This is a genomic window from Paraburkholderia ultramafica (assembly GCF_902859915.1).
Taxonomy (GTDB): Bacteria; Pseudomonadota; Gammaproteobacteria; order Burkholderiales; family Burkholderiaceae; genus Paraburkholderia; species Paraburkholderia ultramafica.
In genome coordinates, this window is the sequence record NZ_CADIKK010000001.1 from 1 (window position 1) to 21,308 (window position 21,308).

Consider the following 21,308-nt stretch of genomic DNA (forward strand, 5'->3'; position numbering starts at 1 on the left):
ACCCGACCGAAGTCCGTGCTGCCGTTCGACTTGCATGTGTAAGGCATGCCGCCAGCGTTCAATCTGAGCCAGGATCAAACTCTTCAGTTCAAACCTGTTACTGTTTTCGGTCTCTTCCGAGACCGGTCGCTCACTCAACGTACTGACGAATTGTTCGATCATCTTTCGACTCTCAAACCTTCCTTTCATTACTGTGTGAGACTTGATACTTTCGCTTTTCGCCAGATTCCGGAGAATCCGGCTCGCGTCCCGCATCAAGCGCCCACACTTATCGGCTGTTAATTTTTAAAGATCGATCCGCCAACTTCGCCGCACCCGTTTCAACCACCCGGCACCGCTTCGTTCTGCGTCGCTGCATCAGCAGCAGAGAAACGGGATTATGCAGAACTTCCGCTGCGTCGTCAACAGGTTTTTATAATTTCCTCAACCTGCCCACTGCGCTGGAAGCCTTGCCACTGCTGGCTTTCCCGCTTCCCCGTGCCCCGGTGTCCGAAGCACGAAAGAGCGAGATTCTAGCGAGCCCGAAGAGGGCTTGCAAGCGTTATTTGATATGCATGGATTGCGCCGGAATGGGCGCAATGACAGTGGCACTAGCTGTTGATCAAACGCAAGCAGAAACACCCTGGTTCACGCAGCCGCATCCTTGCGCATCACCCGCTCGACCACGCCTAGATAATGATCGAGATCCGGCGTCGCGCGATTTTGTTCTTTTGCGCGATCGTCCCATTTACGCACGCGCAACGCATCTTCCGCGTAGGGCTTGCGCAGAAACGCCTCGGCTTCATCCTTACTGAAGATGCCTCCCTGCAGTTCCAGACTGCGCACCGAATCGGCGGAAAGCTGGCCGAAATACGTATCGTCGATTGCGCACAGGCAGCGCTTCGCGTCGACGTGCAAACGGATCGGCTCCAGCACCGCGTCCAATAACACCGGCCGCAAGAACGGCAGCGCGAAATACTGATGCAGATCGTCGATACCCCGCTCGGTCGGCGTGTCGCCTTGCAGATTGAGCAGATGCCCCAGGTCGTGCAAGACCGCGGCGGCGACCAGGTCGTCGTCGGCACCCGCCTCTTCGGCCAGCGCACCGCTTTGCAACGCATGTTCGAGTTGCGTCACCGGCTCGCCGCTATAAGCCAGATTGCCGTATTGCTCGAACAGGGAACGGATATCGTTCAGACTCAATGCCACTCTTTTACTCCCACGGTAATGAAAAGGTCTTCAGATTGGTGAAGCTCTTCATCGCTTCCTGAACACCTTCCTTATAGCCGAGCCCAGAGTCCTTGATGCCGCCGAACGGCGTCAACTCGATCCGGTAGCCCGGCACTTCCCACACGTTGACCGTCCCCACACGCAGTTCATTGATGAAGCGCGTGATTGCGTCCTGCCGGTTCGTACACACCCCCGACGACAGTCCGAACGGCGTCCCATTGCTGATCCGGATGGCGTCGTCGAGCGTGTCAAAGGTGATGATCGGCGACACGGGCCCAAAGGTTTCCTCGCGCACCAACGTCATCGACGGATCGACACCATCGAGCACCGTCGGCGAATACAGCGCGCCATTGCGCTGATTGCCGATCCGCAGCCGCGCGCCGCTCGCGATCGCTTCATTCACACGCGCTTCGAAAAGCTGCGCCGCGGCGACGTCGATCACGGTGCCCATCTGATTCGACACATCGAACGGATCGCCGAACGACCACGCCTGCGTCTTCTCCACCACCAGATCGGTGAAATCCGCGGCGATACTCTTTTGCACCAGCATCCGCTTGACCGCGGTGCAGCGCTGCCCGGAGTTCTTGTACGACCCCTGCACGGCAAGCGTTGCCGCGCGCTCGAGATCGGCGTCGTCGAGCACGATCAGCGGATCGTTGCCGCCCAGCTCCAGCACGACGCGCCGGTAAGCCGCCTTCGCTGCGATGTATTTGCCGATCGCCACCCCGCCCGTAAAAGTGACGAGTTCCGCCAACGCATGCGTGATCAGTTCATCGGCGATTTCACGCGGATCGCCGGTCAGCACCTGCAGCATCGGCGCGGGCAAGCCGGCTTCGTACAGGACATCGGCCAGATAGAGCGCCGACAGCGGCACCTTCTCCGATGGCTTCAACACCACCCGATTGTTCGTCGCGATCGCCGGCGCGACCTTGTGCGCGACCTGGTTCATGGGATGATTGAACGGCGTGATCGCGACAATCACACCGGCCAGCGGCTCGCGCTGCGAAAACACGCGCCGCTTCCTGCCATGCGGCGTCAGATCGCAGGAGAAGCTTTCCCCGTCGTCGCGCAACGCTTCGATCGACGCAAACTTGAACACGTCGGCCACGCGGCCGATCTCATACCCCGAGTCCTGCTTCGACAAACCCGACTCGAGCGAAATCAGGTCAGACGCCTCCTCGGCCCGTTCACGCAACAGCACGGCCGCGCGTTCGAGAATCTGCGAGCGCTCGTAACGCGTGAGCGCCGGCTGATAGGCCGCCGCGTATTCGAACGCGGCGCGCACATCGTCGACGCTTGCCAGCGGGACCGTGCCCACGCGCGTCCCGGTAAAAGGATCGAACACGTCGAGCGTGCGCGCGCGGGTCGCGCGCTCGCCTTTGAGCCGCAGCGCTTCGGCGCGAAACGCCGGATGGTCCCGCAGCGTGGTGTTCATGATGCCGACACGCGATTCAACGCGACGTCGAAGATATCGAAGTTGCGCAGCCGCTTGTCACCGCTACCGGCCGGCAACGCTTCGACACGCCGGTTGAACAGCAGCGGCACTTGCTGCTCGGAAATGCCGCCATGCGAGCGCAACGGCACGGTCAATCCGGACAGGTCATGTTCATCGCGGCGCGTGCCGAGCACGACATGTTTCGTGCTGACCACGACGATATCGCCGACGCGATCCTCCGGCAGCTCGAAACGTTTGCACGCCGCGCGGTTGTCGAGCACGACCTCGATGCCCTGCAAGCGGCCGATCCGCTCGATCATAAGCACGGGGTCGACCTCGCGCGGCAGGTAGATCGTCGCGAACGACCCGAGCGCGCCGTGATGCACAACATACGGGTCGGTAATCGGCAAGATCACGCGCGCCTCTTTCGTGCCGAGCCAGTCGTCCAGCACGTCCTGCAGATAGATCACGTTCGGCTCGCCGGTCTGCGGATCGTGCTTGGCGTTCATGCCGTGGTCGGCGGTCAGGCCGATCACCCAGCCGAGCGAGTCGAGCTTCGCCAGATAACCGTCCATCATCGCGTAGAACGCATTCGCGCCCTCGGTGCCCGGCGCCCATTTGTGCTGGATGTAGTCGGTGGTCGACAGATACATCAGATCGAGCTTGCGCGTTTGCGCGAGCCGCACGCCGGCGGCGAACACGAACTCGGACAGCCCCGCGCTATACACGTCGGGCAACGGCAAGCCGACCAGATCGAGCACTTCGTCGATGCCGTTTTCTTCGCGCGTGACCTTGTCGGCTTTTTCCGCCGAGAAGCAGATGCCCTTCAGTTGCCAGCCGAGCAGGCTGCGCAGCTTGTCCTTCGCGGTGACGACGGCCACCCCGACGCCCGCCTCGGCGGCGGCGGCCAGCAACGTGCCGGCGCGCAGATAGGCGGGATCGTTCATCATCACTTCCGCACCCGCGCCGCCGTTCGCGTGCGGGTCCCAGAAGTAATTGCCGCAGATGCCGTGCACCGACGGCGGCACGCCGCACACGATCGACAGATTGTTCGGGTTGGTGAACGACGGAATCACGCAGTCGCCCTTAAAGGCCGCGCCGCCCTTGAGCATCTTGCCGATGAACGGCGCGACGCCGGCCGCGACCGCGGCCTCGAGATAATCGAACTCGCAGCCGTCGACACACACTACGACGGTCGGTTGTGAAGGGAGCCGGTAGCTGCGGCCGTTGACTTCGATCGTGGGTTCGCCTGAGTTTGCCATCGTTGCCTTCCATGCGTGCCCGGCACGCGTGCAGTAGTCAATCCGTTCGTTGCAACCGTGCCGCACTCAATCGTTCGATACCGGCGCCGCCGGCACCCTCGGCACCCCGCCCAGCGGCCCTGCCGCTTTGCCAGCCGCTTTGCCAGCCGTTTCGCACGCCGCGTGTGCGCGCTGCAAGCCGCCGTGCACATGCGCGTGCATCAGCTTCGCCGCAAGATCGGCGTCGCGTGAAGCGAGCGCCGTCAAGATCGCGCGATGCTCGGCCAGCGAACGCTCCATCGCGTCGGCATGCACCACCAGCGCGGCACGGCGAAACAGGCTCAACTCGCTCACCAGCCTGCGGTACGTCTCGTACAGCTTCAGGTTGCCCGACGCCGCCATCAGCGCGTCATGAAACGCGACATTGGCGCGCGCGTACGCATCGTGATCGTGCGCCTCGGCTGCCGCGCGCATCGCGTCGAGCCAATTGCGCAACCCCGCGAGCTGGCGTGCGTCGATACTCGCCGCCAGCAACCGGCACGCCGCTTCTTCGAGCACCGCGCGCACCGCGTAAATCTCGTCCGCTTCCGCCAGCGACACCGTGCGCACGAACACGCCGCGGTTCTTCTCGGTGCGCACGAGGCCGGCCTGCTCCAGCGCGCGAAACGCTTCACGCACCGGCCCGCGCGACACCTGCAGACGCGCGGCCCAATCGGTTTCGTTGAGCTTGTCGCCGGGCGCGAGCGCCCCCTCGATGATGTGCCGCTCGATTTCGTCGCGGACCAGCGTCGTCAGCGAATGCCGGCGCAAAACCTCGATCGAATCGACAGAAGTAGAGTGCATATATTCGGTCATTTTGACAAATTTTGCCACATGGATCGATCGGTGTTTGCGCGCCGTCACGGCACGCGAACACCGACATCGGCAGTTGCCCGTCAGTCCATCCGACGGCGTGGGACGCGTGCGGCGATCAACAGCAGCGCGGCCAGCGAGACCAGCAGCAGAATCAGCGACAGTGCGGAGGCCGGCAGGTAATAGCCGCGCTCCACCTGCCCGACCACGACGATCGGCACCGTCGCAAAACCCGGCGGATACACGGTGAGCGTGGCGCCGAGTTCGCCGAGCGACAGCGCGAAGCCGAGCGCGAGACTGGCGCGGATCGCCGGCACCAGTTGCGGCAGCACCACGCGGCGCAACACCATCGACGGCGGCGCACCGAGACTGGCCGCCGCTTCGCGCAGGATCGTCAGTTCCGGGCGCAACGCCGCGGCCGCGCACCGGTAGCAGAACGGCAGCACCAGCGCGAGCTGCACGAACACGACGATCGCCGCGGAACTCGACAGATCGATCGGCCGCTTGTGATACGCGATCAGCACCGCGAGTCCGAGCACCACGCTCGGCACGCCGTTGGGCATCATCGCGATGGTGTCGACGATGGCGCCGAGGCCGCGCCGGTCGCGCCCTTCGAGCGCGAGCGCGAGCCACAGCCCGAGCATCGTGCCGAGCACCGCGACGCCCATGCCGACTTCGAGGCTGGTCGTCAGTGCGTCGAAGTCGCTCGAACTGAGACGCTCGAACCAGCGCATGCTGAAACCATCAGGGAGGATCGTGCCGGACCAGTGCGAGGCCACGCTCGACAGCGCGACCACCAGCACCGGCAACACGAACAGCCAGAAGCTCAGCAACGCGGCGAAGCCGAGAAACAGGCCGCCGAGCATGCGCACCAGCAAACTGTGGCGCACCGGCCGCGCTTTCTTGTGCATGACCGGCAGCACGGTCGGGTCGAGTTCAACGGCCATGGCCCGCTCCTTTCACCTTGCGACGGTTGACCCGGCGGTACAACGCGTACAGCGACAAAGACATCATCAGCATCACGACCGCGCCGGCGGCGGCGGTCGGCAGATCGAGGTCGACGGTGGCGGAACCGTAGATCGCCACCGGCAGCGTGATCAGATGCGCGCTGCCGAGCACGAGCAGAATGCCGAACTCGTTGAGCGTCAGCAGGAAGCAGAGGATGGTGCCCGCCGCGATGCCCGGCCACGCGAGCGGCAGGATCACCTCGAACGCGACCATCATGCCGTTCGCGCCGAGGCTGCGGGCGGCCTCGATCAGACTCCGGTCCAGCAGCGCGAACGAGGCCAGCGTGGGACGCACGACGAACGGCGCGTAGAACACCACTTCCGCGAGAATCACGCCGCCGATGCCGAACAGGAAATTCAGCGGCGGCGCCGGCAGATTGAAGAGCCGCTGCAAGCCGATGCTGACCGAGCCTTGCGAGCCGTACAGAAAGATCAGCGTGAACGCGACCAGAAACGACGGGAACGCGACGAACAGTTCGAGAAAGCGCGTGATCATCCGCGCGCCGGGAAACGGCTTGAAGAACAGGAGCGACGCCAGCGCCACGCCGAGCAGCGACGCCAGTCCCGCGCTGGCGAACAGAATCCACAGCGTCGTGCCGATCACGCCGCGCGTTTCGGGGTTGCCGAAGAAGGTCGAATAAGCCTGCACGCTCAGACCGTGCGGGCCGGTCAGACTCAGCATCACCAGACGCACGAGCGGATAGATGACCAGCGGCCCGAGCACCACCACGGCAATAAACAGCAGATGCCATTGCGCCGCGCGTTCGCGCCGCTTCACCGCGGCCGTATGCGACGCGGCGCTGGCGCTGCGGCGCGCATTCGCGGCGGCCTCGGCCGCGCTGAGCGGATTGGGCGTATCAGCGGTTGATAAGGACGACATCGTCAGCCTCGTAACGCAGGGAAACACGCGCGCCCTTCTCCGGCATCATGCCTTGGCCGCGCTGCATGGTGACGAGCACCGGCTCGTTGGGCAGCGCGTCGAGCACGACCGAGACCGACAACACCGCGCCGTACCATTCGACCGACGTGATCGCGCCATGCAGGTGCCCTTCGCCGAGCGGCACGATGCGCAGCGCCTCGGGACGCAAACAGGCGACCCGCTCGCGCTCGTTATAGCGCACGTCGTCCATGCTGAACGCGACCTGCGGCGGCAGCAGATTGGCCGCGCCCAGATAACGCGCGACAAAGCCGTCGGCCGGCGTGTCGTACAACTGCTGCGGCGTGCCGAGTTGCGCGATGCGGCCTTCGCGCATCAGCAGCGTGCGGTCGGACAGCACCAGCGCGTCGTCCTGATCGTGCGTCACGCAGACGATCGTCAGATTTGGCAGGCGCTCATGCAGCGCCTTCAGTTCGGAACGCACCGACGCGCGCAGATTGGCGTCGAGTGCGGAAAGCGGTTCGTCGAGCAACAGCACGTCGGGCTCGATCACCAGCGCGCGGGCGAGCGCCACCCGCTGCTGCATGCCGCCCGACAGTTGCGCAGGCGTCACATGACCGGCGTCGCCCAGTTGCACCAGCTTCAACGCATCGGCAACACGTCTTGCGACGTCTTTCGACGGCGTGCGGCGCGCGCGCAAACCGAACGCCACGTTCTCGAACACCGACAGATGCGGGAACAGCGCATAGCTCTGAAACAGCAGACCGAGATTGCGCCTGTGCGGCGGCACGTGCGTGAGATCGTGGCCGGCCACGGTCAGCGTGCCGGCCAGGCCGTCCGCTTCGATGAAGCCCGCGATGAAACGCAGCAAGGTCGTCTTGCCGCAACCGCTGCGGCCAAGCACGGTCAGCAACTCGCCGCGCTGGATGGTCAACGACAGATCGTCGAGCACCGTGCGCGAACCGAAGCGCACCGTCAGATGATCGATCTGCACGCCGCCCGGCGTGTTCGAACGCGCGGCATCGAGCGCGTCCGGTGAGGCGTCGTGCACGCCGGGTTGAGCAAGACTGGCCGTATTCACCGGGTCCATCCTCCAACAAGATTAATGCTGACGCGGCGCCTCGCGATACCGGGAGGCGCCGCCTGACGCAATGACGTCACTCAGTTACGTCACTCAGTCACGTCGGCTACGCCGTGAACCGCGGCTTACTTTGGCTTGACCACGTCGATCTGCTTGCCCGACGACCCGATCACTTCGTTCTTCCAGCGCGCGGTCCAGTCGGCCTTCTTCACCATCACCTGATTCCAGTCCACCGGAATCACCTTCACGCCCGTGATCGCCTGCTTGACCGCTTCGCCGTTCTTGCCGGCGAGCGGCACGTCGGTGCGGCCCGGAATGCCGAAGACGTCCGGCACTTTTGCCTGCACTTCCGTCGACATCAGGTAGTCGATCAGCTTCTTGCCTTCAGCCTGGTTCGGACCGTTCTTGATCAGGCCGATCGCGTACGGCAACTGGAAGGTGGTTGGCTGGCCGCCGGGCTCGGCGGCGAGGAACACCGGCTTGAGCGACAGGCCGCCGTTGGCCGCGTCGTCCAGATCCATTTGCAGGTCGCCGTTGGCGACGGCGATTTCGTTGCGCGACAGCAGCACGTCGAGGTAGCCGGTGCCCTTGGTGTGGAACTTGGCGCTCTGCTCGAGCTTCTTCAGATAGTCGAACGCCTTGTCTTCACCCATCAGCGACGATGTCAGGATGATCACGGCCATGCCGTCGCCCGCCGTGGCCGGGTTCGAATAGGCGACCTTGCCGCTAAAGTCCGGGTGCAGCAGGTCCGCGAAGGTCTTCGGCTGGGTCTTCGTAACCTCGGGGTTGATCGCGAACGAGAAGTAGTTGTTCACGAAGGTCGCCCACGCGCCGTTCGATGCCTTGGCGATCGCCGGCACGTTCTTGTAGTTGGCGCTCTGGTAAGCCTGCAGCAGGCCGGCCTGATCGGCTTGCTGGATGAACGGCGGCAGCGTGACGAGCACGTCGGCTTTCGGCTGATCCTTTTCGATGGTGGCGCGGTTCACCACTTCACCACTGCCCGCCGTGACGATGTTGACCTTCACGCCTTCCTTCTTTTCGAAGGCCGGCAGCACATCCTTATAGAGATTTTCCAGGCCGTCAGCGGTGTACAGCACCACGGCGTCGGCTGCGTGAGCCTGGATTGCCGCGCCGCCGAACGCCGCGACGGCGACCAGCGCCGGCAGCAGCTTGCGTGTGAGGCCGGCCGTGGTGTGAAGGGAATTCGTCTTTGTCATGTCGTTTTCTCCGAAAGGCAAAAAACCAGACGGTCGGGATAACCCGATACCTGTTGTGATTGAACGGCGCTGCGCGCCGTGCCTCTTGCGTGTTGCCCGCGGCCAGCTCTCGTGCCGATTTTCGCGGATTGCAGATTGCCGACAACTTTGCCGCCTCTTCTCCAGCCTGACTTACAGCCCACCTCCGACACTCGCGCTGCCTGCCATGCCTGAACGGGCACGGCAAGAATCACAGGTTTGCATGACAACGCCATGACTATTCTCGCGAATTCCAAAAAATGACACAATTCGCCAATAATAACCAAGCCGCGCTGTTCGCCACCGCGCCCGGGCGCTGAACGTTCATGGGACAGCGGAGGGTTGTTTGGCGCCGGTGCCCGGCTCGTGAAAATCGTACACGGCGAAAATGACGATGTATGCGGGCCGCCTGAAGGCAGCGGCATTTACTTACGCGGTCGAAACGGCTGCCGACTGGCCGGCGCCTCGCCAGGTCTGTGTGCTGGTTCTGGACAACGGCGCGCATTGTGCCCGTCCGGTCAGGATCTTGCGGCGAATGAGGATGGCTTATATCGGACGGGCGCTTTTGCAGGGAGGAAAACAGTCAGCGTCATGCCGTGGAATATGAGTCCGGCCAGGTGGGAAACGGTGCGCATGCCCCACGTCGGCATCCACGTCTGCGCGATCGATAACAACGAACCACCCAACGCGGCAGCCGCGTTCGACCTCACGCTCAATCGATCCCACATCCGCGTGATAAACAGCACAGCCGCGCCGCGCCACCTTCAGGCAATCAGAATTTCCGGACCAAGCGCGGCGATCGCCTTGCCAAGCGCGCGCTCAGGCGCCAGCTCGGTCACCAGATAACGCGCCGATTCGATACCGTTGATCCGCACCGGCGTCACGCGGCCGAACTTCGAATGGTCGGCGACGATCACCACCATGTCGGCGGCGGCGATCATGCGGCTGCGCACTTCCGCGGCCATGCGGCTGTAGTCGGTCAAATAGCCTTCCGGCGAAATCCCGCCCGCGCCGATGAACGCGAAGTCCGCATGGTATTGCGTGAGTTGCTGGACCGTGTCGAGCCCGAAGGTGGCGTCTTCGATATCCGACAGTTCGCCGCCGAGCAGCGTGACGCGGTTGTCGTTGCGCCGGCCCAGCAGCAGCGCGATGCGCCAGTCGTTGGTATAGACCGCGAGCCGATGACGGTCGAGCAACGCTCGCGCCACCGCCTGCGTGGTACTGCCCGAATCGATGATCAGCGACGCGCCGTCCGGCACGAACTCGGCCGCGCGCTCGCCGATCGCCCGCTTCGCACCGGCGTTCGCGGCTTCGCGCGTATCGAGGTCGGGCTCGCGCCGGTCGCTCGACAGCGCGCCGCCGTGTGTCGTGACCAGCAGGCCGCGCCCGGCCAGCGCGTTCAGATCGCGGCGGATGGTCTCGCGCGACACGTTCAGTTCGCGCACCAGTTCGGCGACCGAGAGCGCGCCGGTTTTAGCAACTTGCGCCAGGATGTATTGGTGACGTTGTTCTGCGAGCATTGAGCCTTTCCTTCGTCATCCCGCGAGAGACTTGTCACGCAGGGCATTTCTTCATCAAACGCCCTTCAGACAAGGGCTTTCTGCATCTGCAATCGGCGCCGCAAGTGGCGTCTACAGTCGTCTCCAAGTTGCTAAACTCGAGACATCGGCGTTGCCTTTCCCTATCATTCGCCGAAAACCTACGCCGATCATGCGATTTGATGCCAAGGCCGCGAAACAGCTCAAACCGGATACCCACATGAGCTTCGAGGCGTTCCCGGGCCTTCGTCTGGAAGCGACCGCATCGCGGCGCAGTTGGACCTATCGATTCAAGTCGCCCGTCGACGGCCGGATGCGTCAACGGAAGCTGGGAGAGTAGCCAGCAATGTCCTACGCTGCCGCGATAGCCGAGTGGCAACAAATCCGGGCGCGCCGCGACGCTGGCGAAGACCCCGTTCTCACACGCAAGGCATCAAACCGGCCTGTGATGGTTTCGACGCCGGAATCATACACGGTGCGAAAACTGTGTGAGGATTTCCTCACGGGCCACATTGAACGGCACCGCGATTCGCACGGCGCCGCGCAGTCCTGTCGGCGCATCATGACAAAGATCGCCCCGATTGCCGGCTTGCCACCCACCTCGATCACGCGAAAGCAAGCGTTCGACCTGCTCGATGGGGAGCGCCAGGCGCCGCGCAACGCGGCGATTCTGCGTTCCGAGCCAGGCGCTGCGTGGGATTACGCACTGGACTCGTGATCGACACGAACAATCCCATCGAGGCGCCGCTATTCAAACCGGCCGAATTGCACGGCCGGATGTCGAGCGAAGTCGTAGCGGATCTCGTGCCGGGCGCGCGCGTTGTGAAGGCGTTCAACCACCTTCCGGCACACTTTCTCTCCGGCGATCCGGAAGCGGAAGGCGGACGCCGCGTGCTGTTCTTCTGCGGCGACGACGCGTATGCGAAAGCGGCCGTGGGTGGGCTGATCGATCAGCCTGGCTTCTTTGGCGTGGACCTGGGTTCGCTCGAAGTTGGGGGTCGGCTAGCTCAGATCCCCGGCGGCCCGCTGATGATACACAACCTCGTCAAATTCGGATAACTAATAACTTGAAAGACGAACGCGAAATGCGCGGAATACCGCGCCTTTCGCTGTTATCCCTTCCATCGGAACGATTCAAGCATTCCGGCAAACCGCGGCGGCGATAACCGCGACCTGCACGCCAATCATTCGCCGCACCTCCGCACCATCGCGGGCGACGTCCTTAAATCCCTTGATAGCAAACACGATCGCTCGCGCCAGGTCCGTGGCTTCAATATCGAGGTCCGCTTCGGCAAGTGGCGCGCTGATGATGTCGACCAGCAAGTCTCCGAACGCGGAGTATCCATTGCAGACGGATGCGAATCCCAGATCAAACATGTCTTTTGCATCCGGGTGGGCCTGGACCAATTCGAATCCCTCGGCACCCCACGCCTCGCAGGCAAAGCGCAGCTTTGCTTCGAAGCCGCGATAGCGTGGCAAGCGCTGGCGAATCTCGTTCAGCTTGTCGGCAACCATCGCGTCCACGACCGCATGGAAGATTGCGTCCTTGTCGGGAAACGCCAGATACAGCGTGGGACGTGACAAACCCGCCGCTTGCGCGATGTCTGTCATTGTCGTGCGCGCATAGCCATATCGCAGAAATACGTCTATCGCCGCCTGGACCACCTGGTCACGGCGCATGGAAGTTGGTTCGCTCATGCTGGAGATTATGGCATATCGGCGGAATGACACTTTGACGAAACGTGTAAAGCGGACTAGACTGAAACTGACACATTTTCCAAATTTGTCAGTTCGTCATGCCTCATTGCCCCAGGAGATACGCATGTCCAGTCCCAAAACGTGGTTCGTTACGGGCGCCTCGCGTGGCTTTGGCCGTCGGTGGACGGAAACCGCATTGGCACGCGGCGACAAGGTGGCCGCCACCGCGCGTGATCCGCAATCGCTCGAAGCCCTGCGAAGCCAGTACGGCGAAGCCGTGCTGCCGCTCGCGCTTGACGTCACCAATCACGAAGAAGTGGTCCGCAGCGTCAATGACGCGCATCAGCACTTCGGACGCCTCGATGTCGTCCTGAGTGTTGCCGGATATGGCTATATGGGCGCCGTCGAAGAGGTCAGCATGCAGGACGCCCGCGCCAATTTCGACACCAACGTGTTCGGCACGTTGTCCGTGATTCAGGCCGCCCTTCCCCTACTTCGGGCGCAAGGATCAGGACACATCCTGCCGGTGTCGAGTGCCGGCGGAATCGTTGCCTTCCCCACCGGCGGCATCTACGAAGCAACTAAATTTGCCGTGGAGGGCCTTGCCGAAGCACTCGCCGGCGAGGTTGCCGGCTTCGGGATCAAGGTAACAATCATCGAACCAGGACCGTTCGCCACGGATTTCATGAATGAATCGTCGGTCAGGCAGGCACCGCCTATGCCGGCATACGACACCGTGCGTCAGCACCTGGCGTCCATGCTGACGACCGACGCGTTCGGCGATCCTTGCGCAACGGGGGACGCGATCCTGAAGGTGGTCGATTCACCGGAGCCCCCGCTTCGCCTCATTCTCGGCACGATGCTGCCGCTGGTCAAGCAGGTCTACGCGGAACGGCTGAAGGTTTGGGAAAGCTGGGAAAGCGTCTCAAACGCCGCGCAAGGCAGCCGCAACTAACGCATCCGGAATCGCGATGCAGGTCAATCGCGTGTTGCGGTCCCATGCTGCGACTGTGACTAAGGTCGTGGTTTTAATCCGTTGAATGACTAATGAGGTTCACTATGTCTGATACTTCCAGAACCTGGCTGGTAACCGGCGCCGCTCGCGGACTTGGGCGCCTGATCAGCGAGGCCGTGCTTGCCGCCGGCGATCGTCTGGTCGCCGGTGCCCGCGATCCGCAACGCCTCGCGGATCTGGTCGATCGCTATAAGGACCGGATTCGTCCGGTCTCGCTCGATGTCACCGAGGAACTCGCTGCGCAGCGAGCAGTCGACCACGCGCTCAGCGCCTTTGGCCGCCTCGACGTGCTGGTGAACAACGCCGGCTATGGACGCACTGCTCCGTTCGAGCAAATGACGGCGCAAGTTTTCCGCGACCAGGTGGAAGCCAACCTGTTCGGCGTGGTCAACATGACCCGTGCGGCACTGCCAGTGATGCGCAAGCAACATGCCGGTCATATCTTCCAGGTGTCATCGGCGGGTGGCCGTACCTCGACGCCGGGATTGTCCGCCTATCAGGCAGCGAAGTGGGCCGTCGGCGGCTTTAGCGACGTGGTGGCGAAGGAGGTTGCCCACCTCGGCATCCACATCTGCACACTGGAACCGGGCGGGATGCGGACAGACTGGGCTAGCGAAGCGCGCCGCGGCATTGATGACATGCTGCCGGACTACGAGCAGTCGGTCGGCAAGATGCTCAAGCTTCTGGAAGCCTACGGGGGCCACGAAATCAGTGATCCCGCGAAGATCGCAACGCTGATCGTCCAGCTGTCGCGGCGCGATGATCTTCCATCGCGCCTGTTGTTAGGCGGCGATGCGCTGCACGTGTGTCAACTGGCGGACGCCGAGCGCGCCGCGGAAATGGAGCTGTGGCACGAAACCACGCTTTCCACGCATTTTCCCGACGCGCAGTTACCGGAGGGACTGGATGTGCTGAAGAAGCGGCGATGAGTTACTGGCCCGCTACACGTCCGGAAACGGACGTGCCGACGGATTCGCCACCATAGCCCGACACGCCCGCTTGCGCCGTAGCATTCTGCGCAGCGACTTTTGCCTCGGCAGCCTGCAAATTCTCCGGGTAGTGCAGCCAGTCGCCGGGTTGGTAGCCGGCCTCCTCGACTGCCTGCATGAAGCGTTGCATGATCTCTTAACCTCCAAATTGTTGTTGGTGGCGCGTCAGACAGCGTTTTGCCACAAGCGAACAGAGTTTAAGAGGCAATCTGCCAAGGGCAAACGCCAGCTTTCAAAACTCACTGTCTCGCCAAAGTCAGCAATGGAGGACGGAACGTCGCCGATCGCTTCGTCAGAGGAACGCAAGCGGGTCGTCGCGTAATGCAGCTCAGCGCGTCACCTCTTCCCGGGCGAATCTTTCGTGGAAAGAATCGACCTGACAAGCGCCAGATATTCCGACACTATCAACGGATTACTGCTCTTCATTCCTGCGGTGTACACCATCTCGGCCCCAAACATCAATTGCCGCGCTCGATGTCTTCGTTGATTCCACGCCGTCGCAGTTGCGCAATGATCCTGTCCGGAGCGATCTTATCGACTGGCGTGGCTCCGTGCGGGGTTGGTCATCGAGTCGCCCAGTCTCTCCAAAAGGAAGTCGGCAAAGACCGCTACCGCGGGCGGTACCGGTGGGCGGCTCGTGTAGACAAGCTGCAGGCCGAGGTCGGTGCTCGAGCGCCGATAGCTCGGCAGCACGCGCACCAGGTTCCCCTTCTCGATAATTGGCTCAACTATCAATTGCGGCAGAAGCGCAATGCCCAGCCCCGCTATACAGGCCTGCGCCAACACTCGCATATCGTTCACCGCGAACCGGCTGTTGATCGACACCTCCTGACTACCGCGTGGGCCGTGCAGACGCCACGCGTTGCGCCCCTGACGACTGGAAATCGTCAGACAGTCGTGTTCGCTCAACTCACGCAGCGTGCGTGGTGCAGGGCGCCGTTTCAAATAGGCCGGACTTGCCGCGAGGATCATTTCACTCGGCGCCAGCCGACGTACCCGAAATCCGCTACTGGTCTCGATGCCCATGCGCAAGGCCAGATCGATGCGCTCGGCGATCAGATCGGAAGGCGTATCGTCGAGCAGAAATTCGACACTGATGTGTGGATAGCGCGCATAGAACTCCGCCAACCATTCCATTCGAAAGAATTCGAACAGGCCGGCCATCGCGGTGACGCGAACCGAGCCGGACGGTGCCTGCGCATCTGAATGGAGCCGCTCGATCTCGAAGATCTGGTCAAGCGCCGGCGCATAGCGCTCGAATAGAACCTGCCCCTCCGTGCTCGGCGCGAGCTTGCGCGTCGAGCGATGCAGAAGACGTGTACCGAGTTGCCCTTCGAGTTGATCGATACGCCGGCTCAGCGTATTCGCCGGCATGCGCAGACGCCGCGCCGCCTCGGAGAAACTGCCGGCGCGGACGACCTGCACGAACATCGCAAGATCATTTAGATCGAGCATGGCATTTCTCCAAAAATGGATAAATCAAATCCCATTTTACCGTCTAGTGTGAAACGCTCTCCGTCACCATACTTGAGGCATCCCACAGTACCCTTTCGGAGATCAGTCTCATGAAACTCTTACACGTAGATTCCAGCATCCTCGGGCCAGGCTCGGTCAGTCGCCATCTGTCCGCGGAGGTCGTCGCGACCTTCCAGGGCAGTCATCCCGACCTCGATGTTATCCGTCTCGACCTTGCCTCCACACCGATCGGCCACCTGACGGCTGCACACCTCGCGGCGGCGCAAGGCGCGCCCGTCGACGATGCGTTGAAGGCCGACGTTGCCATGGGCCAGACCGCGCTCGAGACGTTCCTCGCGGCCGATATCGTGGTCGTTGGCGCGCCGATGTACAACTTTGGCGTGCCCTCCCAACTGAAGGCCTGGATCGACCGCATCTCCATCGCCGGGAAGACGTTCCGTTACGGCGAGCAGGGCCCAGTCGGGCTGTGCGGCGGCAAGAAGTTAATCATCGCCTCGTCGCGCGGTGGCGTGTACAGCGAAGGCTCGCCCACCGCCTTGTTCGATCATCAGGAAACCTATCTGAGAGCAGCCTTCGGATTTCTGGGCATCACGGCTATCACGTTCATTCGTGCGGAAGGCGTTGCGATGGGTGAGGAGGCGCGCAACGCGGCCATTGCCTCGGCGAAGAAAGAGACCGCCGCGCTCGCCGCGTGAGGCCGCACCGCCCCCAAAGATACTCACGGGAGAACACCCATGTCGAATACTCAGAAGCTCATCGCCGTCGTCGGCGCAACCGGTCAGCAAGGCGGCGCCGTCGTGCGCGCGCTCCAGGCGAGCGGTCAATTCAAGGTGCGCGCGTTGACGCGCAATCCCGCCAGGCATCCGAAACTGGGCGACGAAGTCGTTCTGGCGGAACTCAATCGCCCGGAAACCCTTGAAGCTGCATTTGCCGGAGCGCACGGCGCTTTCGTGGTGACCAATTCCTGGGAAGCCGGTGCGGAAGAATCCAGACAGGCACTCGCCGCCGTCAACGCAGCGAGAGGCGCCGGCGTGCAGCACTTCATCTGGTCGACGCTTCCGAACGTGGAGGCGATCAGCCACGGCAAGATCGACGTCCCGCATTTCACCGGTAAGGCGAAGGTCGAGCCTATCGTGAATGAAGCCGGATTTGCTCACCACACATTTGTAATTGCTCCGTTCTACTATCAAAATCTGATCGGCGTGATGGCTCCGCAGAAACAAGAAGATGGCACCGCGGGTTGGGCGCTGCCGCTCGATCCCGAGCGGCGCGTCATCCACATGGGCGATATTTCTGAACTCGGCCGCCTCGTGGCGGGTGCGTTTGCGCATCCCGAACTCGCGGGGCACGGTGAGCATTTGCCGCTGGTCGGCGACTTCCTCAGTTTTAACGAGGTCATCGACACCCTGAATCGTCAGGGGAACCGGGTCTCGTTCAAGCAAGTCCCCCGTGAGGTTTTTGCCAGCTGGTTCCCGGGCGCCGAGGGCATAGCGGCGATGCTTGCCTGGTTCGAAACGCACACGTATCTCGGCTCGGATTCGCACGATGCGATCGCGCTCGCGAACAAAGTCGCCGGCCGGCAGCCGACGAAGTTCGCGGCATGGGCCAAAGCGAACTTCGCGCTTCCCGCAGCCACCTGAAATCACCTCTCACGAACGAGCGAATACCCATGATCCGGATTCCTGCCCACACTGTCGAGGACGCGCCCGATGCGTCGCGCCCGTTTCTGCAAAAAATTGCCCAGTCCTCGCCGACGGGGCAGCCCCTGAACGTGCATGCCCAAATGGCGCATTCTCCGGCGGTGCTGGCGTCGTACGCATCGCTGCGTGCCGTTACCGCCGAGCATGGCACCCTCGATCCGAAGGTGAGTTGGGCGCTCAATCTCGCAACGACGGCCGTGGTTGGGAGCGACTACATGATGGCTATCGCCCGTCGATTCGCCCGCGTGAACGGTTGGACTGACGCACAGATCGCCGCCCTGCAGACAGGCGACGCGACGGGTGACGCCAGGATCGACGCGCTAGCCAGTGTGGTCAGGGAAGCGGCCGCCAATTCTGGAAACGTCAGCGACGCCACGTGGAAGGCTGCCCAACAAGCCGGCTGGAGCGATGAGCACCTGGCTGAGGCATTCGCGTTCCTCGGGCTGACGATGTTCACGGGGTACTTCCTCAATTACGCGCGAACCGATAGGGATATCTGACCACGCGCCTCGTCTATGGCAAGTCAAATACCTGGAGAGCACCTCATGAATGCAAGTGTCCAAAATTCGCCTACGCCCGTTGTCGGCGTCGGCCGTCACATCATCTTCCGCACGCGCGGCAACGCGCACGGACCGCTCATCCGCATGGTGAGTGCCACCGACGTCGGCGAGATGATCAAGCCATTCGTATTTCTCGATCTGATCGATACGCAGGAAGCGATGGGCCAGCAGGGTTTCGGCTGGCACCCGCATTCGGGGATCGCGACCCTGACCCTTGCGATGGAGGGGCGAGGCCGCTATGCCGAATCCACCGGCCACGAAGGCACGATGGATGCGGGCGATATCGAATGGATGAGCGCCGGTCATGGCGTCTGGCATTCCGGTTCCGCCGAGCCGCCGCTCAAGGCGTTCCAACTGTGGGTTGCATTGCCGCCAGAGCGCGAACTGGCTCCCGCGTTCAGCCAGCATCTTTCGGTTAACGAAATCCCCTCGGACGGCCCGGCGCGCGTGCTGCTCGGCCGCAGTGGCGAGGCGGTCAGCCCGATCGATGCGCCTCCCGGCCTCAACTATTTCGTTGTGGAGCTCAAAGCCGGCGAGCGCTGGGCCTGCCAGCCGCCGCGGGGCCATCGGGTTGGCTGGGTTGCCGTGATGGACGGTAGCCTGCGCACGCCCGACCCGGTCGACAAAGGCGAGTTGGCCGTATTCGACCCGTCCGATGCGGCGATCGAATTCGAAGCGGTGACCGATGCGCGTTTCGTGCTCGGTACGGCCATCCCGCATCCGCACGATCTTCACCTGGGCCGCTACTCGGTGCACACGAGCCCCGCAGCGCTGGTCGAGGGCGAGCGCGAAATTGCGCGCATCGGTCGCGAGTTGCGCGCCAAGGGCGTGCTGCGTTGACCCGTCATTTCGATCTTGAACTGGCAGTGTCCGAAAGGAGTAGTTAAATGACGCATGGCATTGACGAACGCAAGCGCTGGCTTGCCCTCATCGTGCTCTGCCTGGGTGTGCTGATGATCGTGCTGGACACGACCATCGTGAACGTCGCACTGCCGTCCATCCGGGCGGACCTGGGCTTTACCGAAGTCTCACTCGTGTGGGTGGTCAACGCCTACATGCTGACCTTTGGCGGCTTCCTGCTGCTGGGCGGGCGGCTGGGCGACCTGTTTGGCCATCGGAGGCTGTTCCTGCTGGGCATCACGCTTTTTACGCTGGCCTCGGCGGCATGCGGTCTGGCAAATTCGCAAGGCATGCTGATTGTGGCGCGCGCCGTTCAGGGGCTGGGCGGTGCAGTCGTATCGGCCGTGTCGCTGTCACTCATCATGAACCTGTTCACCTCGCCCGCGGACCGCGCGAAGGCGATGGGCATCTACGGATTCGTGGGCGGGGGTGGCGGCAGCATCGGCGTGCTGTTGGGCGGGCTGCTGACCAGCACATTTAGCTGGCACTGGATCTTTCTCGTCAACCTGCCGATTGGCGTGGCGGTGAATGCCGGGTGCGTGGCGCTGCTGCCGGCGGTGAAGCCGCCGGCGGATCGCGCAAGGCCCGACGTGGCGGGCGCCATCGCCGTGACCGCATCGCTGATGCTCGCGGTGTACGCCGTCGTGCACGGCAACGAGGCCGGCTGGACGTCCGCGCAGACGCTTATCCAACTGGGAATGGCCATCGCGCTCATGATCGCGTTCCTGGTCATCGAATCGCGCGTGCCGCACCCGCTCATGCCGCTGCACATGTTTGCGCTGCGCAACCTGGCCACGGCTAACGTGGTGGGCGTATTGTGGGCGGCTGCGCTGTTCGCGTGGTTCTTCATCTCGGCGCTTTACCTGCAGCGCTTGCTGCACTACAACGCGATGCAGGTGGGCCTGGCGTTTCTGCCGGCCAACATCATCATGGCGGCGTTTTCGCTGGGGCTGTCGGCCAGGCTGGTGATGCGCTTCGGGATTCGCGCGCCGTTGTCGCTGGGCCTGCTGGTGGCGGCGCTAGGGCTGTTGCTGTTTGCGCGTGCGCCCGACGGGGGCAACTACGTGCCGGACGTGCTGCCGGGCATGCTGCTGATGGGCCTGGGGGCAGGCGTGGCCTTCAACCCGGTGTTGCTGGCCGCGATGAGCGACGTGGCACCGGACGAGTCGGGGCTGGCATCGGGGGTGATCAACACGTCGTTCATGATGGGTGGCGCGTTGGGCCTGGCCATCCTCGCGAGCGTGGCGGCGGCGCGTGCGGAAGGCCTGGGTGCTGCAGGCGCCGACGCCGTTACCGCGCTCAATAGCGGCTACCACCTGGCTTTCCTGCTGGGGGCCGTTGCGGCGGTCATGGCTTCCGCGCTGGCTGGGGCTTTCGTGCGTACGCGCACGCACGGTCAGGCGCATGGCGAAACGTCGTCCGCAGCGACCATTTAATGCGGGCTGAGGCTTTCTTTATCTGCCATGCCGAGACCCGTCCAACGGCGGTTTGACCGATTCGAACGACAATCTCTTCGGTCGCCAGGCGTGGGGCGGGATAGCGGGAAACTTCAGCACCGTCAAGGCAGGCGTACAGTTGTCTCCGTTCGTGCTCTCGCTGATCTCAACAGACGCGCGCAGCGCGTCGTACTATGCCATTGGCGTGCCCATCTACACCGGCAGTGTATTCGTCACCGGTGCCTTCAACTCAAATGCGATTTCGTATTCGAGCCCGACTCGCCAAGCGCGCTCGCCAGGCGAGGCACACGCGCTGGCGCCGCCAGCGCGAACAAGCGGCGTTGCGATCGCTCGCAATGCTTCGGCGCCGCGCCCGATTTCCGATCGATATCAAACCGTGATGACGGCAATCTCGAATCGCGCCTGTCGAATAGCGGCCCCCCTGGTATCGGGACCCAATGCGAGTCCTTCCGCTCGCACCACCGTTACGTCATGCAGACCGAGGAAGGAGAACACGCTATGCAAATAGCTTTCATGGTGTTCGTGCGCGGCTGTCGGCATGCCAGGTTGATAAACGTTGCCGCGCGTGGACACAATGATGATTTTCTTGCCGGACGGAAGAAACGTCAGGAGTTCGCCGGATTCGCTGTACTCGAAAGTCTGCCCCGCCACGACAATTCGATCGATCCAGGCTTTCAGTTGCGACGGCACCGAAAAGTTATACATCGGTGCGCCTATGACGACAATGTCGGCCTCGAACAACTCGGCAAGATATTCCTGCCCGGTTTCAAGATCGCAACTGAGCGCCGCGCCTTCGACCGACCCACCGGCCCATGCTGCGACGTGCGCTTCGGACAAGTGCAACGCGGGGTCGGCCGCAAGATCGCGATAGACGACCTTGAGTCCGGGGTGTAACGCCTTTTGGCACTTGACGATTTCCGCGGTAAGCGTGCGGCTAACGGACTGGGCACCGAGAATGCTGGAATCGATGTGCAACAATTTCATTTCGGGGATCTCTGGCAGCCAGTTGCCTCACGTCGATGCATGAGATACCTGGCC

22 protein-coding genes and 1 rRNA gene are annotated in these 21,308 nt (G+C 62.8%); 9 read left to right on the forward strand and 14 right to left on the reverse strand.

Annotated elements, in window-relative coordinates; translation table 11 throughout:
* The 10 genes from HV744_RS00005 to HV744_RS00050 all read right to left on the reverse strand — a co-directional run.
* Positions 1 to 90 (reverse strand): 16S ribosomal RNA (locus HV744_RS00005); the annotation flags it as partial.
* A gap of 537 nt (positions 91 to 627) precedes the next feature.
* On the reverse strand, positions 628 to 1,188 hold the full coding sequence (locus HV744_RS00010; RefSeq protein ID WP_175147538.1) for a phosphonate degradation HD-domain oxygenase: 561 nt from the start codon (positions 1,186 to 1,188) through the stop codon (positions 628 to 630).
* A 4-nt stretch (positions 1,189 to 1,192) separates the two neighbouring features.
* Positions 1,193 to 2,644, reverse strand: coding sequence for a phosphonoacetaldehyde dehydrogenase (phnY, locus tag HV744_RS00015; RefSeq protein WP_175147539.1), 1,452 nt, complete (start codon positions 2,642 to 2,644; stop codon positions 1,193 to 1,195).
* Positions 2,641 to 3,906 carry a phosphonoacetate hydrolase gene (gene phnA / locus HV744_RS00020; RefSeq protein WP_175147540.1) on the reverse strand — a complete coding sequence of 422 codons (1,266 nt, stop codon included), beginning with the start codon at positions 3,904 to 3,906 and terminating at the stop codon, positions 2,641 to 2,643. The genes phnY and phnA overlap by 4 nt, the downstream gene beginning before the upstream one ends.
* Positions 3,907 to 3,972: 66 nt before the next feature.
* Positions 3,973 to 4,740, reverse strand: a complete 768-nt coding sequence (locus tag HV744_RS00025) for a phosphonate utilization associated transcriptional regulator (protein ID WP_175147541.1) — start codon at positions 4,738 to 4,740, stop codon at positions 3,973 to 3,975.
* 80 nt (positions 4,741 to 4,820) lie between these two features.
* Positions 4,821 to 5,684: a 2-aminoethylphosphonate ABC transport system, membrane component PhnV gene (gene phnV / locus HV744_RS00030; protein WP_175147542.1), complete on the reverse strand. Its 864-nt coding sequence runs from the start codon at positions 5,682 to 5,684 to the stop codon at positions 4,821 to 4,823.
* A complete protein-coding gene (locus HV744_RS00035; RefSeq protein WP_175147543.1) occupies positions 5,674 to 6,624 on the reverse strand; it encodes a 2-aminoethylphosphonate ABC transporter permease subunit in 951 nt (316 codons plus the stop codon). The genes phnV and HV744_RS00035 overlap by 11 nt, the downstream gene beginning before the upstream one ends.
* A complete protein-coding gene (gene phnT, locus HV744_RS00040) occupies positions 6,602 to 7,702 on the reverse strand; it encodes a 2-aminoethylphosphonate ABC transport system ATP-binding subunit PhnT (RefSeq protein WP_175147544.1) in 1,101 nt (366 codons plus the stop codon). Before phnT ends, HV744_RS00035 begins: the two co-directional genes overlap by 23 nt.
* Before the next feature lie 125 nt (positions 7,703 to 7,827).
* Complete coding sequence (gene phnS, locus HV744_RS00045; protein ID WP_175147545.1) at positions 7,828 to 8,919, reverse strand: 2-aminoethylphosphonate ABC transporter substrate-binding protein; 1,092 nt, start codon at positions 8,917 to 8,919, stop codon at positions 7,828 to 7,830.
* A 782-nt stretch (positions 8,920 to 9,701) separates the two neighbouring features.
* A complete protein-coding gene (locus HV744_RS00050) occupies positions 9,702 to 10,457 on the reverse strand; it encodes a DeoR/GlpR family DNA-binding transcription regulator (RefSeq protein WP_175147546.1) in 756 nt (251 codons plus the stop codon).
* Between the two features lie 364 nt (positions 10,458 to 10,821).
* Between HV744_RS00050 and HV744_RS00055 the strand changes: the two genes are divergently transcribed.
* Together HV744_RS00055 and HV744_RS00060 are read left to right on the forward strand one after the other, a co-directional pair.
* A complete protein-coding gene (locus HV744_RS00055; protein ID WP_175147547.1) occupies positions 10,822 to 11,193 on the forward strand; it encodes a hypothetical protein in 372 nt (123 codons plus the stop codon).
* Positions 11,169 to 11,534: an NADPH-dependent F420 reductase gene (locus HV744_RS00060; RefSeq protein WP_217469071.1), complete on the forward strand. Its 366-nt coding sequence runs from the start codon at positions 11,169 to 11,171 to the stop codon at positions 11,532 to 11,534. The genes HV744_RS00055 and HV744_RS00060 overlap by 25 nt, the downstream gene beginning before the upstream one ends.
* 75 nt (positions 11,535 to 11,609) lie before the next feature.
* Here the strand turns inward: HV744_RS00060 and HV744_RS00065 are convergent, their stop codons facing one another.
* Positions 11,610 to 12,173, reverse strand: a complete 564-nt coding sequence (locus tag HV744_RS00065; RefSeq protein ID WP_217469072.1) for a TetR/AcrR family transcriptional regulator — start codon at positions 12,171 to 12,173, stop codon at positions 11,610 to 11,612.
* Positions 12,174 to 12,297: 124 nt separating this feature from the next.
* On the opposite strand from HV744_RS00065, the gene HV744_RS00070 reads away from it, so the two are divergent.
* Both HV744_RS00070 and HV744_RS00075 read left to right on the forward strand, forming a co-directional pair.
* Entirely contained in the window at positions 12,298 to 13,128 is an 831-nt protein-coding gene (locus HV744_RS00070) for an SDR family NAD(P)-dependent oxidoreductase (protein ID WP_175147874.1), read from the forward strand.
* Positions 13,129 to 13,232: 104 nt separating this feature from the next.
* Positions 13,233 to 14,117 (forward strand): SDR family NAD(P)-dependent oxidoreductase, encoded by an 885-nt coding sequence (locus HV744_RS00075; RefSeq protein WP_175147548.1) that lies wholly within the window; start codon positions 13,233 to 13,235, stop codon positions 14,115 to 14,117.
* Between the two features lies 1 nt (position 14,118).
* Here the strand turns inward: HV744_RS00075 and HV744_RS00080 are convergent, their stop codons facing one another.
* Both HV744_RS00080 and HV744_RS00085 read right to left on the reverse strand, forming a co-directional pair.
* Entirely contained in the window at positions 14,119 to 14,307 is a 189-nt protein-coding gene (locus HV744_RS00080) for a hypothetical protein (protein ID WP_175147536.1), read from the reverse strand.
* 401 nt (positions 14,308 to 14,708) lie between these two features.
* Complete coding sequence (locus HV744_RS00085; protein ID WP_175147549.1) at positions 14,709 to 15,632, reverse strand: LysR family transcriptional regulator; 924 nt, start codon at positions 15,630 to 15,632, stop codon at positions 14,709 to 14,711.
* A 110-nt stretch (positions 15,633 to 15,742) separates the two neighbouring features.
* On the opposite strand from HV744_RS00085, the gene HV744_RS00090 reads away from it, so the two are divergent.
* The 5 genes from HV744_RS00090 to HV744_RS00110 all read left to right on the forward strand — a co-directional run bounded on the left by HV744_RS00090 (position 15,743) and on the right by HV744_RS00110 (position 20,249).
* Positions 15,743 to 16,348 (forward strand): FMN-dependent NADH-azoreductase, encoded by a 606-nt coding sequence (locus tag HV744_RS00090; RefSeq protein ID WP_175147550.1) that lies wholly within the window; start codon positions 15,743 to 15,745, stop codon positions 16,346 to 16,348.
* Positions 16,349 to 16,450: 102 nt separating this feature from the next.
* Entirely contained in the window at positions 16,451 to 17,293 is an 843-nt protein-coding gene (locus HV744_RS00095; protein ID WP_246278873.1) for an NmrA family NAD(P)-binding protein, read from the forward strand.
* 29 nt (positions 17,294 to 17,322) lie between these two features.
* Entirely contained in the window at positions 17,323 to 17,853 is a 531-nt protein-coding gene (locus HV744_RS00100; protein ID WP_175147552.1) for a carboxymuconolactone decarboxylase family protein, read from the forward strand.
* A gap of 45 nt (positions 17,854 to 17,898) precedes the next feature.
* On the forward strand, positions 17,899 to 18,753 hold the full coding sequence (locus tag HV744_RS00105; protein WP_175147553.1) for a pirin family protein: 855 nt from the start codon (positions 17,899 to 17,901) through the stop codon (positions 18,751 to 18,753).
* A 47-nt stretch (positions 18,754 to 18,800) separates the two neighbouring features.
* A complete protein-coding gene (locus HV744_RS00110) occupies positions 18,801 to 20,249 on the forward strand; it encodes a DHA2 family efflux MFS transporter permease subunit (protein WP_175147554.1) in 1,449 nt (482 codons plus the stop codon).
* Between the two features lie 390 nt (positions 20,250 to 20,639).
* Here the strand turns inward: HV744_RS00110 and HV744_RS00115 are convergent, their stop codons facing one another.
* Positions 20,640 to 21,254 carry an FMN-dependent NADH-azoreductase gene (locus HV744_RS00115; RefSeq protein ID WP_175147555.1) on the reverse strand — a complete coding sequence of 205 codons (615 nt, stop codon included), beginning with the start codon at positions 21,252 to 21,254 and terminating at the stop codon, positions 20,640 to 20,642.
* Positions 21,255 to 21,308: the final 54 nt, after the last annotated feature.